A 14,838-nucleotide genomic window follows, 5' to 3' on the forward strand; every position below is an offset into this window, starting at 1 on the left:
CCCGCCGGCTCCCGCAGCGCGTTGACCTTCCGCAGCGCGGACATCACCGCGGGTAGCTCCAGCCTCGGCGCCGAGGCTGGTCACCGCAGGCATCTCGCCACGAAACGGGCCACCGCATCGGGGTTTCCGGCGGGATGGGTGTGCAGGTAGGAGGCGTGCACACCGCCGTGGACGAACCCCTCGCGCTGCGGACCGGAGGGGCCGTGCCAGAACCAGGCAGGCACGTCGCCGTGGCCCGGTTCGGTTGCCGTGCGGTGGAATTCGTGCCCGCTGACGCGGGATCCCTCGGCGAACAGCGGGGATTCGGTCGCGGCGACCGCATCGCGGTACCCCAGCGTCAGCTTCGAGGTCATCGCCGCGCGCACCGGCAGGGCACCGCACATGGGTTCACCGTCGAGCTGTTCACCCAGGTAGAGCAGCCCGCCGCATTCGGCGTGGACCGGAGCACCGGTGTCGACGAACCCGCGAATCTCGTTGCGCAGCGCGGTGTTCGCCGACAGGGCGGAGGCGTGCTGCTCGGGGAAGCCGCCGGGCAGCACGAGCCCGGCGGTCCCGTTCGGCAACCGCTCGTCGCGCAGCGGGTCGACCAGGGCGACCTCCGCTCCCGCGGCTTCGAGCAGTTCGACGTACTCGGCGTAACCGAAGCTGAACGCGTGGCCACCCGCGACGGCGACGACCGGACGGCCCTGCGGCCGCACTTCGGCGGCCGGATCCCAGGCGGGACCGGGCAGTTCACCGGCGGTGCGGGCGAGCGCGGAGACGGCGTCGAGATCGACCGACCCCTCCACGACGTCGGTCATCGCCTCCACCGCGCGCAGCGCTTCGGCGCCGTGCTCGACGGCCGTGACCAGCCCCAGGTGACGCGAGGGCACTTCGAGGTCGTCGGCACGCGGGATCGCGCCCAGCACCGGCAGGCCCGCGCTCTCGGCGGCCGAGCGCAGCACCTCCTCGTGCCGGGACGAGCCGACCCGGTTGAGCAGCACCCCGGCGACCCTGACCTGCGGCCGGAAGCTGCGGAAGCCGTGCAGCAACGCGGCCAGGCTCTGGCTCTGCCCCCTGGCGTCGACGACGAGCACGACGGGCGCGTCGATCAGCTCCGCGACGTGGGCGGTGGAACCGTACGGCAGCTCCTCCTGCGCGCCGATTCGGCCGTCGAACAGGCCCATCACGCCTTCGACCACCGCGATGTCGGCGCCGACGGCCCCGTGGTGCAGCAGCGGAGCGATGCGGTCGGCGCCCACCAGCACCGGGTCGAGGTTGCGGGCGGTGCGCCCGGCCGCGAGCCGGTGGTAGCCGGGGTCGATGTAGTCGGGCCCGACCTTGAAGGGCGCGACCCGGTCACCGCGCCTCTTCAGAGCGCCGAGCAGGCCGGTCACCGCGGTCGTCTTGCCCTCTCCCGATCCCGGAGCCGCGAAGACCACCCGATCGGGTTTCACCACTCGATGCCCTTCTGGCCCTTCTGACCGGCGTCCATGGGGTGCTTGACCTTGCCGGTCTCCATCACGAGGTCGGCGGCGTCGATGAGCGCCTGCGGCGCGTAGCGGCCGGTGATGACGACGTGCTGGTGGCCTCCGCGCTCGTTGAGCTTGGCGACGACCTCGTCGACGTCGATCCAGCCCCAGTGCAGCGGGTAGGTGAACTCGTCCAGGACGTAGAGGCCGTGGCGCTGCTCGTCGAGGCGGCGGGCGATCTCCTGCCAGCCTTCGAGCGCGGCGGCGGCGTGGTCTTCTTCGCTGGTCTTCTTGCGGGTCCAGGACCAGCCCTCGCCCATCTTGTGCCACTCGACGGGACCGCCCTCGCCGGTCTCCTCGTGCAGCTTGCCGAGCGCGCGGAACGCCGACTCCTCACCGACCTTCCACTTGGCCGACTTGACGAACTGGAAGACGCCGATCGACCAGCCCTGGTTCCAGCCGCGCAGCGCGAGTCCGAAGGCGGCGGTGGACTTTCCCTTCATCTCACCGGTGTGCACCGCCACCAGCGGCCGGTTGCGGCGCTGACGCGTGGTGAGTCCATCTGCTGGCACGGAGGAAGGCTGTCCCTGAGGCATGCACCGACCCTAAGAGGTCGCGGACGGTGATCTCCTTGGCGGTGCGGGTAGTCGCCACCTCCGACGTTGCGGGACGGGGAACCGCAGCGCACGAGCCCGGACCGGGTGGCCAACTTCACCGGATCACCGGGCGTTCGAGGGGCGAAGATGGACCGGCGTCCCAGGACTAGGAGCCGCCGCATGCCCACCAGACCGCCTCTGGTGCTGTCCGCAGCCTCGTTCATCAGCAGCTTCGACCGCTTCGCTGTGACGCCGCTGCTGGTGCTGATCGCGCTGAGCATGCACGTCCCGATCGCCTCGGCCGTCACCGTCGCCAGCGGCTACTTCCTGTCCTACGGGCTGTCCCAGCCGCTGTGGGGAATCCTCTCGGACCGCTTCGGCCGCGTCCCGATCATGCGCGGCACGCTGCTCGCGGCGGCGGCCACGGGCCTGCTCTCGACGTTCGCGCCGTCGCTGCCGGTGCTGATCATCGCGCGGGTCCTGGCCGGCGCGTTCATGGGCGCGGTGGTCCCGACGACGCTGACCTACGTCGGGGACACGGTCTCGCAGCAGGAGCGCCAGGGCGCGCTCTCGGACCTGATGGCGGCCCAGGCGGTGGGCACGGCGATGGCCACCGCGGTCGGCGGCGTGCTGGCCCACTGGCTGGACTGGCGGGTCGTGTTCGCGCTCCCCGCGGTCTGCGCCGCGGTCTGCGCCCTGCTCCTGCGCGGTCTCCCGGAACCCGCCCGCGCGGCGGTGGGCGGAGTCGGCTCCCACATCGGCGGAGTCCTGCGCAACCGCTGGGCGCTGCTGGTGTTCAGCCTGGTCTTCGTGGAGGGCGCGGTGCTGCTGGGCACCATGACGTTCCTGGCCTCCGCCCTGGTCCACGAGGGGCTCGACGTGGCCGTGGCGGGTCTGGCCACCGGCGCCTACGGCGTGGGGGTGCTGGTGTTCTCCCGCGTCGTCAAGGCGATCAACTCGAAGGTCCGGGTCTCGCTGCTGATCGCCATCGGCGGCACCCAGATGATCGTCGGGTACGCCCTGGTCTCCCTGGACACGAACCTGGCGACGGTGATCGTGACGGCTCTCCTGCTGGGCGGGGGCTGGTCGTTCATGCATTCCTCGCTGCAGGCCTGGGCGACCTCGGTCGCTCCCGAAGCCAGGGGCACGGCTGTCGCGCTCTTCGCCTGCGCCCTGTTCCTGGGCAGCGCGGTCGCCTCAGCAGCGGCAGGCCCCCTGGCCGACAACGGCAACTACACGATCCTGTTCATCACAGCAGGAGCAGTAGCGATCCCCTTGGTAGCAACAGCCACCTACACCAGAAGCCGCTACCACCAACCCCAACCAACCAAGGCGTAACAGCCCCCGTCAGGCAAGCACCGAAGGTGCTTTCTCAGTACCCCACCTGAGCAACCCGCAGCGCCGGGGGTTCTGAGGCGGTTCTCCTGTGAGGACGCCTCGACGCCGTGCATTGGCATACATAAGTCGAGGCGCCCGGAGCAGGAGGACCGCCTCAGGTTCCCCCACCCGCACCGCCAAGCAAGCCGACCACCGGAACAGACGAAAAAGAGCCCCGCGCTCAACCGGCCTGGGGGTCGCTGGGAGCGCGGGGCACTTTGGAGGTCCACCCCTGGGGGTCAGGTGGACTGGTGGTCACCGTACCAATCCGACCGATGGGTCGGTACTCACAGGGCTGAATCTCGTAACCAAAAAGAGACTAAGCGGCCAACCCGCTGTCACCGCTGACGGCGCGCACGACTCCGGCGACGTGTTCGGCGGAGAGCTCCTCCAGCCGCAGGCTGGGTCCGCCCAGGGCTGTGGCCACCTGGTTCGCCAGTCCGAGCTTGACGTGTCCGCTCTCGCAGTCGACGACGACGGAGGCCGTTCCGGTGCCGGCGAGGACCCGCGCGGCGCGCAGGGCGTCGTCGAAGGCCTGGGCGGAGCGGGTGCCCTGGACGCCGACGGTGGCCTTGCCGTCGGTGAGCAGCACGACGAGCGGCCTGCGCTGCGGGTCCCGGGTGCTCTCGGTACGGATGACGTGCTCGGCGCGCAGGAGGCCGTCGGCGAGCGGGGTCCTGCCTCCGGTGCGCATCCGGCGGAGCCGGGCCGCGGCGATGTCGACGGACGAGGTGGGCGGGAGCGCCACTTCGGCCTGGTCGCCGCGGAAGGTGATCACGCCGACCTTGTCGCGGCGCTGGTAGGCGTCTCGCAGCAGGGACAGCACGGCGCCGCTGACGGCGGTCATCCGGTCGCGGGCGGCCATCGATCCGGAGGCGTCGACGACGAAGAGCACGAGGTTGCCCTCGCGCCCTTCGCGCAGGGCTCGTCGCACGTCTTCGGAGCGCAGCACGAGCCCGGGACCGCTGCGCCCGCGCGCGGCCTGGTGGGGTGCGGCGGCGGCCAGCGTCGCGGTCACGTGCAGGCCGTGGCCGTCGACGGTGGTCGCGCGGGTGGTGCGCCCGCTGCGCGAGCGGGCGCGGGACCGGCGGCCGGGGGCTCCTTCGCCGAGCCCCTGCACTTCCAGGAGCCGGGCGCGGAAGGACGGACCGGTGCCGGCCGGGGTGCGCTCGGTGTCACCGCTGCCGGACTGCTCCTGCTGCTCTCCCCCTCCACCGCCGGTGGGTCCGGTGGGCTCGTCCTGCGGCTCGCCTCCGCCGGGGCCGCCGTCCGGACCGCCGTCGGGGTCGTCGTCGGGATCCTCCGGCTGCTGGTCGTCGGCCTGGTCCGCGGCGTCGGAGAGCGCCTGCTGCAACTGGTCCTCGGCCATCCCGGGTTCGTCGAACGGGTCGCGGCGACGCCGGTGCGGCAGCGCGAGCCGGGCCGCGGCCTCGACGTCCTCCTCGGCCACGGCTTCGGCGCCGCGCCAGGCGGCGTGAGCGACGGCGGTGCGCGCCAGCACGAGGTCGGCGCGCATGCCGTCGACGTCGAAGGCCGCGCACAACGCGGAGATCCGCCGCAGCTCGGTGTCGGGCAGCTGGACCTTCTCCACGCGAGCGCGGGCGGCGCTGATGTGCTCGGCGAGCTCGGCGTCCGCGTCGGCCCACTGGGCGGCGAACCCGGCGGGATCGGCTTCGAAGGCGAGCCGGCGGCGGACGACCTCGGTCCGGGTCTCGACCTCGCGCGATGCGGCGACCTGCACGGTGAGGCCGAAGCGGTCGAGCAGCTGCGGCCGCAGTTCGCCCTCTTCCGGGTTCATGGTGCCGACGAGCAGGAACGACGACGCGTGCGAGACGGAGACGCCGTCGCGCTCGACGTGCGCCCGGCCCATGGCGGCGGCGTCGAGCAGCAGGTCCACGAGGTGGTCGTGCAGCAGGTTGACCTCGTCGACGTAGAGCACACCGCGGTGCGCTCCGGCGAGCAGGCCGGGCTGGAAGGCGCGGACGCCTTCGGTGAGGGCGCGTTCGAGGTCGAGCGAGCCGATGAGCCGGTCTTCGGTGGCGCCGACGGGCAGCTCGACGAGCTGCGCCGGCGTGCGGGTGCCGGTGTCGCCGTGCGGTGCGTCGGGGCACTGCGAGTCGGGGGCGGCCGGGTCGCAGCCGAAGCGGCAGCCGTCGACGACGTCCAGCGGCGGCAGCAGCGCGGCGAGGGCGCGCACGACGGTCGACTTGGCCGTGCCCTTCTCGCCGCGCACCAGCACACCGCCGATGCGCGGGTGCACCGCGTTGAGCAGCAGCGCGAGCCGCAGGTCGTCGTGGCCGACCACAGCGGAGAAGGGGAAGCGAGGGGCAGCGGACATGCCGGTGTGGTTCCTTCCTCGGGGTGCGGACGCCCCGCTGTCGGGAACAAGGGGCCGCAGTGTCCTGACTCCCGGATCGTCACGGCCTCCGGCCTTCCCAGGTCACCCCGGTGGCTCTCGCGGGAGGTCCGCTCCCCGGTCACAGTGGCGCCGACCGTGCCGGACTCGCACCGGCTTCCTGCCAACACCCCTTGCAAACGGATTCACCGACATCGTTCCAGACGTCGATCAAGCGCCCAACCTCCTGGCGCCGCAACTCACATCTCAGCGGCCGGCGGTGACGCCCGCGCGGCGCGGTTCGCGGCGCATGTCGATGTGCGGAATGCCGTCTTCGAGGTATTCCTCACCGGTTTCGACGAAGCCGAAGGAGGCGTAGAAGTCCTTGGCGTAGGTCTGCGCGGACAGCACGGCGGGCGAGTTCTGCACCTCGGCGACGGCGGCGCGCATCAGCTTGCGTCCGAGGCCGAGGCCGCGCGCGCTCTTGGCGGTGCAGACGCGACCGATGCGGTAGGTGCCGTCGGGGTCTTCGAGCAGCCGCAGGTAGCCGAGCACGTAGTCGTCGGCGGAGTCGACCCAGAAGTGCCGGGTCGAATCCTCCAGGTCGCGCCCGTCGAGCTCGGGGTAGGCGCACTCCTGCTCGACGACGAAGACGTCGACGCGCAACCGCAGCATCCGGTAGAAGTCGTAGGCGTCCAGGTCCGCGGTGTAAGCGCGTTGCACGGCGGTCGCGAGCGGCTGAAGGGTCACTCTTACCTGGATATCACAGGACTTCCCGGTTTCCCGAACTCATCGGCGGCCGGAGTTGTGCAGACCACTCGCGCACGGGCTCAGGGCGTGTAGGCCGACAGCTTCGTGTAGACGCCGGGCGTGCCGGGACGACCGCATCCGGTTCCGTAGGACACCACGCCGATGAGCCGTCCGTCGGCGACGATCGGCCCGCCGGAGTCGCCGGCGCAGGCGTCCCGCCCGCCTTCGGGGTATCCGGCGCAGAACATGCTGCGCGGGTCGTAGTTCGGGTACGCGGAGCGGCAGCTCTCGTCCGGGGCCACCGGCACTTCCACGGACCGGAGGGTGTCGGAGGGCGGTCCGTCTTCGCTGGTCCGGCCCCATCCGTAGACGCGAGCCTGGGTGCCGGGCCGGTAGGGCGACTGGTCGCCCGGCTCGACCACGGGCAGCGGGCGCTGCGGCAGGGGCGTGCTGAGCTTGAGCACCGCGAGGTCGTCGCCGGTGGTGAAGTCCTCGTACCGCGGGTGCACCCACACGCTGTCGACCTCGGCTTCGGTGCCCTCCGAGCTGCGCAGGTCGGTGCGTCCGGCGACCACCTTGAGGTCGCTGGGCGAGCGCTCCGCCCCGGTGAGCGGGTCGTGCGCGCAGTGCGCCGCGGTGACGACCTCGCCCGCGCGGATCAGGGTGCCGCCGCAGAAGTGGTTGCCGTACCGGTCGGTGAGCGCGACGACCCAGGGCGCGTCCTGGGTGTCGGCGCCGGAGCCGCCGAGGATTCGGGACTGCGGCTGGTCGTCGCCGGTGACCGCCGGTTCGGCGTGGGCGGCGGGGCTCGTGCTGGCCAGCGCGGTGACCGCCCCGGCGATGGCGAGCGCGCGCAGCGCCCGGGTCTTGTCGGCGGATCCCTGTTCGCGGCCCAAAGCGGGTGCCTCCAGCTGTCGCGGTCATCGACGGAGCGGACACACCGTAATCACCTGCACACCGAAACATCACGAGGCGCAACTCACACGCTCACGGGAAAATCTTTCGATAAACTGTAAGTCGAAAGCAAATTCTTTCGCGAACGTCGACGTTGACGATCGCAACTCCACCTCAGGCCGCCGCGGATCCGGGTGCCTCCACCCCGGGCGTCCGCCGATTTCGCCTGACCGGATGACGAGAAGCACCTGATCAAGCGACGCAGCCGTGCGTGCTGCCGGAAAGTGAGGACTCGCCGTGCTCCTGGACCCGACGCCGTTGCCCGCCTTCCTGCTGGCGAGCGCGGTCGTGATCATCACACCGGGAGTGGACGTCTTCCTGCTGCTGCGCACATCGCTGAACCACGGGCGCAAGGCGGGCATGCTCGCGCTGGCCGGGATCCACAGCGCCAGCGCGCTGCAGGTCGCCCTGGTCATCTCCGGTCTGGGAGCGCTGATCACCAGCGCACCGGGCGTGATGGTGGCGCTGAAGTGGGTGGGAGCGGCCTACTTGCTGTTCCTCGCGGCGACCATCGTGCGCGGGTACTGGTTGACCAAGCGCGAATCCGGCTCGCTGGACGTTCCTCCGCCGGACGACGGCAACCCCTACCTGCGCGGCCTGCTCAGCAACCTGACCAACCCGAAGATGCTGCTGTTCAGCCTCGCGTTCCTGCCGCAGTTCGTCGGGGCGTCCGCGCAACCGGCGCTCCAGCTGGTCGCGCTGGGCGTCGTCTTCCTGCTGCTGGCCGCGATCTGGGAGGTCGGCATCGTGCTGGCCGCCGCCGGGATCGCCGACCGGCTAAAGGACCCCCGAGTCTCGAAGTCGCTGGACGCGTTGAGCGCGACGGCCTTCGTGACCATCTCGATCGGTCTCGTCGCGAGCTGACAGCAGCGTCAGCAGCGCGAGCGCGGCCAGCACGAGGAGCACGACGGGCACGGCGACCACGCCCGAGAGCAGGCTGACCACGAACGGCGTGCAGAAGCCCAGGTAAGCCAGCACCCACATGATCGCGGTCAGCCCGGCGAGCTCGGACGGTCCGGCGATGCGCCCGACCATCGTCAGGCAGTAGGTCGAGACGAAGCCGTAGCCGGTGCCCAGCGTCAGCGCGGCGACCAGCCCCAACCAGGGCTGCACCAGCCACGCCGCAGCCGCGGCCAGCACCAGTCCGGCCGCGATGGCCAGCAGGCCGAACACGGCCGTCGCGCGCACCCCGCGCCGGGCGATCCGGCGCGCCCAGGGCTGCACGACCGCGCCGAAACCCGGCGCGCACAACGTCGACACCCCGGCGTAGAGCACCTCGTAGTCGGGCGCGTGAGCGGTGACCGCCGCGGGCAGCACCGCGAAACCGACCGTCGGGCACAGGAAGATCCACGGCGCCACCGGCGCCACCCGGCGCAGGAACCGGGGGTCGCGCGCACCCCTGCCGCGCGGCGCTCCGGGCTCCGGTGCGACCCGGGTCTCGGGGCAGCGCAACGCCAGCGGCAACGTCACCGCGCACAGGACCAGGTGCGGGACGTAGGCGCTGACCAGAGGGTGCGGTCCCCAGGTCGCGACCACCGCGGACACCACACCGCTGATGCTGAACCCGGCCGCCAGCAGCACGCCCGCCCTGCGGGCACCGGCGCCGTCCTCGGTCGCGGTGCCGAACGGCGGGTGCGACAGATCGCGCACCCAGGCGCTCCCGGCGGCCAGCACCGCACCGGTGCTCACCCCGACCAGCAGCCGCCCGACCACCAGCCACGGCACGACGTGCGCCCCCAGCATCAGCGCCACCGTGGCGGCCGCGTTGATCACGATCGCCCAGATCACCACCGGCTTGCGGCCGCGCCGATCGGCCAGCGGGCCGCCGAACAGCAGGCCCGGCACGAGCCCGAGCACGTACAGCGCGAGCAGCCCGGTGGCCAGCGCAGGGCTCAGCCCCAGCTCACCTCGGTACGCCCCCAGCAGCGGGGAGAACTGGTTCGCGCCCCACCCGGCGACCATCAGCAGCAGAGCGGCAGGCACCCACACGTTTCGCACACCTGACGTTCTACGTCCCCCACCGCACCGCAGCTACCGACCGTTCGGATTTCCCGAACGCAGGCGGCATCAACGCGGTTCAGTCGCGTCCTGGAGGCGCTTCGCGATGGCGGGGACATCATCGAGCTCACCTGAGGCCACGGCCATGACCACGACGTACGCCTCGGCGTTCGAGAAGGTCAACCGTCGTCCGTTGATGCCGAGGTAGGTGAACGTCGCCGCCAGGGCCAGACGCTCGTTGCCATCGACGAGAGCGTGGTTGCGCGCGAGGGAGTGCAGCAAGGCCGACGCCTTATCCGTCAGCGTCGGATAGACCTCCTCCCCGAAAGCCGTTGCCCGAGGTCTGGCCAACGCCGATTCGAGCAATCCGAAGTCCCGAACTTCGGCCTCACCACCCAGGGTCCGCCTCGCGACCAGGAGCAACTCATCCAGCGTGAGGTAGATCATTTGCCCAGACGCTCCAGCGCCTCGGCATAGCGCGGTAGTTCCTCATCCAGAACCTGGTTGATCAAGTCCAGCCGGCTGTGCTCCTCGACGTATTCGCGCACCGCTTGGCGGGCCACGTCCTGCATGGAACGTTGTTCGCGTTCAGCACGCCGACGGAGAGCCTCCGCCTCGTCGTCGGTCAATCGAAGGGTCATCGCCATGGCCTGATGGTGTCAAACTTGATACCTGGCGAGCTCTCGAAGGCCGACGTCGCGAAACACCTCTCATTCGCTGGCCTCTCGATTCGCCTGGTTCTACGTTGCGGGGATGGACCTGCGGCGGTTGGCGACGTTGCTGGCGGTGGCCGATGAAGCGCACTTCGGCCGGGCCGCCGAGCGGTTGTTCCTGGCCAAGGCGACCGTGACCGAGCACGTCAAGCAGCTGGAGCTGGACTTCGGAACGCCCCTGCTGGATCGCAACCCGGTGCGGCTGACGCCTGCGGGACACCGGCTCGCCCGCCACGCCCGCGCGCTGCTCGCCGCCGCCGAAGTCGCCCGAGCCGACGTCGCCGAGGCCGCGACCAACGAGCCCGGGACCTTGCGCGTGGGCGTCATGGGGCACGGTTCGGCGGAGTTGACGCCGGCCACCGTGCAGGCGTTCCGGAGGGCTCACCCGGAGATCGACCTGCGAGTGGTGCCGCTGGACTTCACCGAGCACGTGTCGGCCCTGCTGGAGCACCGCGTGGACGTCGCCTTCGTCCGGCCGGCACCGGAGGACGAGCGCGTCGAGATCGACGTGCTGACCACCGAGCGGCGCATCGTCGTGGTCTCGGCCCGCTGGGAGCTGGCCGACGCTCCCGAGGTGGGGCTGGCGGACGTGCTCGACCTGCCGTTCATCCGGCTGCCCGAGCGCACGCCGCGCCAGTTCACCGACTACCTGTACTTCACCGCGGCACGGGGCGGTGAGGCCCCGCGCCGCGGCCGGGACGACGCGGTCACGCCGCACGAGGTGCTCGCCACCGCCGCCGCCGGGCGCGGGGCGGGTTCGGCGCTGGAATCCTTCGAGCGCTTCTACCCGTGGCCCGGCACCCGATGCGTCCCGGTGGCCGACGCCCCGTGGGAGCACAGCGTGCTGGTCAGCCGTTCCGGCGATCTCGACCCGCAGGTGCGGGCCTTCCGGAGCCTCGCGGCCGGGCTCGCGCGGGAGCTGGGCCCGGGGCTGCGGCTGACCCCTGCGTGATCAGTGCCGCGTGATCACTGCTGCGCGGTGAGCTGCTGCTGGACATCGGCCTGGTAGGTCGCCACCCGGGTGTAGATGCCTGGGCTGCCCGGCCGGGCGCAGCCGTTGCCGGTGGAGACGATGCCGACCAGCTTGCCGTCGACCACCAGCGGACCACCGGAGTCTCCCTGGCAGCTGTCGACGCCGCCCTCCGGGAACCCGGCGCAGACCATCGCCTTGGAGTCGTACTGGTCGTAGGCGGCCTTGCAGTCGGCGTCCGAGGTCAGCGGGACCTCCGCCTTCTGCAGGGTCTCGGAGGCGTCGCCGCCTTCGGATGTGGCGCCCCAGCCGAGGACGGTGGCCATCCGGCCCGCCTCGTAGGAGGCGGTGTCGGCGGGTGTGGCGACCGGCAGCGGGGCCTGCGCCAGCTGCTGGTCGAGGGTCAGCACCGCCACGTCCGATCCGGTGTTGGCGTCCTGGTAGCCGGGGTGCACCCAGACGTCGGTGACCTTGGCCTCGACGCCGTCGGCGGACGACTTGTTCTCCCGCCCGGCGACCACCCGGACCGAAGCGGGCTTCTCGCCCTTGACGCAGTGCGCCGCGGTGATGATCTTGTTGGCCGCGCCGATGCTACCGCCGCAGAACTGGTTTCCCTGGTCATCGGCCAGGTAGACCACCCACGGGTGGTCGGCGATCCGAGCGGTGTCGCCACCGACGATCGGCGGCGCAGCCGCCCCCTGCTCGGTGGCGTTCGCCGTGGTGGCCAGCAGTCCGCCGACCAGGCTCATCGCCGCCAGCGTCCCCGCCGCTGCCCGCACCCCGAACTTCTTCGACATGGTTCGTCTCCTCCCCCGGAGCCTCCCGGCGGCCATCCGTCCGCCGCTCCGGCTCGTCCAAAGTGTCCACGAGTAAGAGGAAACGAACCCCCTCTCAGATACACCTCGGCCGGGAGCACAACACGAACGAGTGGAATTTGGCGGCGTTCTCCACCCGGACGGCCCACCCGCTCCTTCCACAGTGGACGGACAAATCCGGCGGAGAGCGCGGCCGGCGACCCGCCGTCCGCAGTGGACGGACGAACTGCGGTGATGCGGTCAGTAGCCGGCGGCGACGTCCACCAGGCCGAGCAGCGGCTGGCCCGCCATCCGGCGCCGGACGTTCTCCTCGACGCGACGTGCCAGGGCGGGCATCTGCAACGACGGCGGGTTGGCCGTGTGCGGCGAGATCAGCGCGCGCGGGTGGCTGAACAGCGGGTGCCCGTCGCGCAGCGGCTCCGGGTCGGTCACGTCGAGCGCCGCCCCACCGATCCGGCCCGCGTCGAGCGCCTCGACGAGCGCTTCGGTGTCGACCAGCGACCCCCGGGCGATGTTGATCAACCACGCGTCGGACTTCATCGCCCGCAGCGCGGCGGCGTCGATGAGCTTCGAGGTCGCCGAGGTCGCCGGAGCCGCCACCACCACGAAGTCCGACTCGGCGAGCAGCTCGTTCACGCCCTCGGCGTCCTCCGACCGCCAGGTCCGCTCGGCCCCCAGCACGGGCTTGCCCGAGCGGTTCACCGCGAGCACCCGGGTCTGGAAGGGGCGCAGCATCTCGATCAGGGCCTTGCCGATCCCGCCGGCACCGATGATGCCGACGGTCGACCCGGCGAGACTGCGCATCCCCTCCGGGCGCTGCCAGGTCGTCGCCCGCGCCATCGCGGGCAGCTGCCGCGCACCGGCGAGCATCAGGCCGAGCGCGTGCTCGGCGACGGTCTGCGCGAAGGTGCCCGCGGCGGAGGTGAAGGTCAGGTCCTCGCGCAGCACACCGGCGCTCACCCAGGACTCGACGCCCGCCGACGGCAGCTGCACCCACTCCAGGCCGGGCCGGTCGTAGTCGGCGAACCTGCCCGGCTCCCCGCCGAACCACACCAGCGCGTGCGCGTCCTCCGCGGCGCTCAGCTCGGCACCGGCCGCCATCACGGCGGATTCCAGCTCCGGGTGGGCCGTCGGACCAACGTGGACCTTCACTTCTCCTCCACATCTCACTGCTGCTGAAAACTCGTGCCCGAACGTCCTCAGGCCTCGACGAGCTGCGCCAGAGCGGGCAGCTGCGCCTCATCCTCCAGCGCCGACCCGACCGCGACCACATCGGCTCCGGCCTGCAGGAACTCGGGCGCGTTGCGCGCGTTCATCCCGCCGGTCGCCACCACCCGCAGCCCCGGGAAGGGTCCCTTCATCGCGCGGAACCAGCTGCTGCCCAGCTCTGCCGCGGGGAAGGCCTTCACCCACGACGACCCGAGCCGCATGGCCTGCTGGATCTCGCTGGGCGTGGCCACTCCCGGCACGTGGGGGAGGTCGAGTTCGGCGCTCAGCCGCACGATCTCCGGGTCGAGCCCGGGAGCGATGGTGAAGGCCGCCCCCAGGTCGCGCGCGGTGCGCAGCCGGTCCGGCGTGGTGATCGTGCCCGCGCCGACCGGGCGCCCGCGCTCGGCACCCGCTCGCACGGCCGCGGCCAGGGAAGGTTCGGCCTCCGGCGTCTCGATCGGGACCTCGACGGCGTCGATGCCCAGGTCCCAGGCTCGGCGGGCCAGCTCGACCGTCCGCTGCGGGTCCATGCCGCGCAGGATCGCCATCACCGGACCGGCGAGGAGCTCGTCCAGCAGGGTCATCTCACTCATCTCCGCCGAATCGCAGTGCGCTCCAACGCTGTTCGTCGAGCGCCAGCCAGCGCGCCAGCGATTCGGCCTCGGGCGGCGCGGCGTGGTCCTCGGTGCTGCGCAGGCTGTGCGCTGCCAGCAGGTGGCCCCGGCGCAGGCAGCGCTCGTCGTCCTCTCCCCGGAGCACACCGGAGAGGAATCCGGCCGCGAAGGCGTCTCCCGCGCCGACCGGTTCGACGACCTCGACGGTCGGCGCGGGCACGACGGTGCTGGTCTCCCCCAGCGCGTGCGCGGCCTCGGCGCCGTCCTTGACCACGACCGTGACCGGGGAGTCGAGCAGTTCTCGCACGTCCTCAGCGGTTTTCACGCCCCACAGGGCGGCGGCTTCGTCGAGCCCGACGAACACGACGTCGGCGAGCTGCGCGAGCTCGGCGAGCACCGGAGCGGCCTGCCGGGCGGACCACAGCGCGGGCCGGTGGTTGACGTCGAAGGAGATCGGGGCGCGGCGCGGGCGCGTCAGCAACCGCCGGATCAGCCGGTCGCAGCCCTCCGAGAGGGCCGGGGTGATGCCGCTGATGTGCAGGAGTCGCGCGTCGTCGACGACCTCGTCGGCGAGGAAGTCCAGGTCCATCGTCGACGCCGCCGAGCCCGCGCGGTAGTAGTGCACGCGGGTGCCATCCGGGCCGGGATCCTTGAAGTAGACGCCGGTCGGCGCATCGGAACGCATCTCGACCAGACCGGTCTCGACACCGGATCGGGCGAGGGAGGCGACCATCCGCCGCCCCAGCGGGTCGTCACCGACCCGGCTCGCCCACCGCACGCGGTGCCCGAGCGAGGCGAGGTGCACGGCCACGTTGGACTCGGCACCACCGGCAGAGAGGGTGAAGGAAGCGGCTTCCTCCAGGGAGACCGGCGTGGACGGGGCGACCAACGACATGGTCTCGCCCAGGCACAACACCTCGGTCTCGTAGCCCGGCTGCGCCACGTTTCCTCCCGTCACCGCTGGATCGGGCGCCAGCTTAGCCACACGCTGCTGCAGAATGCACACCCCTCATTGCGCAGAGCGCAACTTTGCCGGGAGAACCGGCGAGCCCGAGC

Annotated in this window: 15 protein-coding genes and 1 riboswitch; of the genes, 3 read left to right on the plus strand and 12 right to left on the minus strand. The window is 71.7% G+C overall.

All coding sequences use genetic code 11. From position 1 onward, the window contains the following. Nucleotides 1–80 precede the first annotated feature (80 nt). Together ACYVF3_RS15460 and cobO are read right to left on the minus strand one after the other, a co-directional pair. Nucleotides 81–1,439, minus strand: coding sequence for a cobyrinate a,c-diamide synthase (locus tag ACYVF3_RS15460; protein ID WP_461154916.1), 1,359 nt, complete (start codon nt 1,437–1,439; stop codon nt 81–83). Continuing rightward, a complete protein-coding gene (cobO, locus tag ACYVF3_RS15465; protein ID WP_461154917.1) occupies nt 1,433–2,047 on the minus strand; it encodes a cob(I)yrinic acid a,c-diamide adenosyltransferase in 615 nt (204 codons plus the stop codon). Before cobO ends, ACYVF3_RS15460 begins: the two co-directional genes overlap by 7 nt. A 180-nt stretch (nt 2,048–2,227) precedes the next feature. On the opposite strand from cobO, the gene ACYVF3_RS15470 reads away from it, so the two are divergent. Continuing rightward, nucleotides 2,228–3,385, plus strand: a complete 1,158-nt coding sequence (locus tag ACYVF3_RS15470; RefSeq protein WP_461154918.1) for an MFS transporter — start codon at nt 2,228–2,230, stop codon at nt 3,383–3,385. Nucleotides 3,386–3,743: 358 nt separating this feature from the next. On the opposite strand, the gene ACYVF3_RS15475 is transcribed toward ACYVF3_RS15470, so the two are convergent. The 3 genes from ACYVF3_RS15475 to ACYVF3_RS15485 all read right to left on the minus strand — a co-directional run bounded on the left by ACYVF3_RS15475 (nt 3,744) and on the right by ACYVF3_RS15485 (nt 7,405). After that, nucleotides 3,744–5,762 carry a putative cobaltochelatase gene (locus ACYVF3_RS15475; protein ID WP_461154919.1) on the minus strand — a complete coding sequence of 673 codons (2,019 nt, stop codon included), beginning with the start codon at nt 5,760–5,762 and terminating at the stop codon, nt 3,744–3,746. Between the two features lie 35 nt (nt 5,763–5,797). Continuing rightward, a riboswitch (cobalamin riboswitch) is annotated at nt 5,798–5,969 on the minus strand. A 57-nt stretch (nt 5,970–6,026) separates the two neighbouring features. After that, complete coding sequence (locus tag ACYVF3_RS15480; protein ID WP_145737595.1) at nt 6,027–6,509, minus strand: GNAT family N-acetyltransferase; 483 nt, start codon at nt 6,507–6,509, stop codon at nt 6,027–6,029. A gap of 80 nt (nt 6,510–6,589) precedes the next feature. After that, nucleotides 6,590–7,405 (minus strand): S1 family peptidase, encoded by an 816-nt coding sequence (locus ACYVF3_RS15485; RefSeq protein ID WP_461154920.1) that lies wholly within the window; start codon nt 7,403–7,405, stop codon nt 6,590–6,592. A gap of 295 nt (nt 7,406–7,700) precedes the next feature. On the opposite strand from ACYVF3_RS15485, the gene ACYVF3_RS15490 reads away from it, so the two are divergent. Beyond that, nucleotides 7,701–8,327, plus strand: a complete 627-nt coding sequence (locus ACYVF3_RS15490; RefSeq protein ID WP_461154921.1) for a LysE family translocator — start codon at nt 7,701–7,703, stop codon at nt 8,325–8,327. Here ACYVF3_RS15490 and ACYVF3_RS15495 read toward each other — a convergent pair. The 3 genes from ACYVF3_RS15495 to ACYVF3_RS15505 form a co-directional block, all read right to left on the minus strand. Continuing rightward, a complete protein-coding gene (locus ACYVF3_RS15495) occupies nt 8,241–9,461 on the minus strand; it encodes an MFS transporter (RefSeq protein ID WP_461154922.1) in 1,221 nt (406 codons plus the stop codon). The two genes, ACYVF3_RS15490 and ACYVF3_RS15495, sit on opposite strands and share 87 nt — an antisense overlap. A gap of 69 nt (nt 9,462–9,530) precedes the next feature. After that, entirely contained in the window at nt 9,531–9,908 is a 378-nt protein-coding gene (locus ACYVF3_RS15500; RefSeq protein ID WP_461154923.1) for a type II toxin-antitoxin system death-on-curing family toxin, read from the minus strand. Next, nucleotides 9,905–10,108 (minus strand): DUF6290 family protein, encoded by a 204-nt coding sequence (locus tag ACYVF3_RS15505; protein WP_461154924.1) that lies wholly within the window; start codon nt 10,106–10,108, stop codon nt 9,905–9,907. Before ACYVF3_RS15505 ends, ACYVF3_RS15500 begins: the two co-directional genes overlap by 4 nt. A 106-nt stretch (nt 10,109–10,214) precedes the next feature. Here ACYVF3_RS15505 and ACYVF3_RS15510 point away from each other — a divergent pair, with 106 nt between their 5' ends. Further along, complete coding sequence (locus tag ACYVF3_RS15510) at nt 10,215–11,126, plus strand: LysR family transcriptional regulator (RefSeq protein ID WP_461154925.1); 912 nt, start codon at nt 10,215–10,217, stop codon at nt 11,124–11,126. Between the two features lie 14 nt (nt 11,127–11,140). Here the strand turns inward: ACYVF3_RS15510 and ACYVF3_RS15515 are convergent, their stop codons facing one another. From ACYVF3_RS15515 to ACYVF3_RS15530, 4 genes are all read right to left on the minus strand, one after another. Continuing rightward, nucleotides 11,141–11,941: a S1 family peptidase gene (locus ACYVF3_RS15515; protein ID WP_461154926.1), complete on the minus strand. Its 801-nt coding sequence runs from the start codon at nt 11,939–11,941 to the stop codon at nt 11,141–11,143. A gap of 258 nt (nt 11,942–12,199) precedes the next feature. After that, nucleotides 12,200–13,111 (minus strand): D-isomer specific 2-hydroxyacid dehydrogenase family protein, encoded by a 912-nt coding sequence (locus ACYVF3_RS15520; protein ID WP_461154927.1) that lies wholly within the window; start codon nt 13,109–13,111, stop codon nt 12,200–12,202. A 47-nt stretch (nt 13,112–13,158) separates the two neighbouring features. Beyond that, a complete protein-coding gene (locus tag ACYVF3_RS15525; RefSeq protein ID WP_461154928.1) occupies nt 13,159–13,761 on the minus strand; it encodes a bifunctional 4-hydroxy-2-oxoglutarate aldolase/2-dehydro-3-deoxy-phosphogluconate aldolase in 603 nt (200 codons plus the stop codon). Further along, nucleotides 13,754–14,725: a sugar kinase gene (locus ACYVF3_RS15530; protein WP_461154929.1), complete on the minus strand. Its 972-nt coding sequence runs from the start codon at nt 14,723–14,725 to the stop codon at nt 13,754–13,756. Before ACYVF3_RS15530 ends, ACYVF3_RS15525 begins: the two co-directional genes overlap by 8 nt. Nucleotides 14,726–14,838: the final 113 nt, after the last annotated feature.

The organism is Saccharopolyspora tripterygii (genome assembly GCF_054778355.1).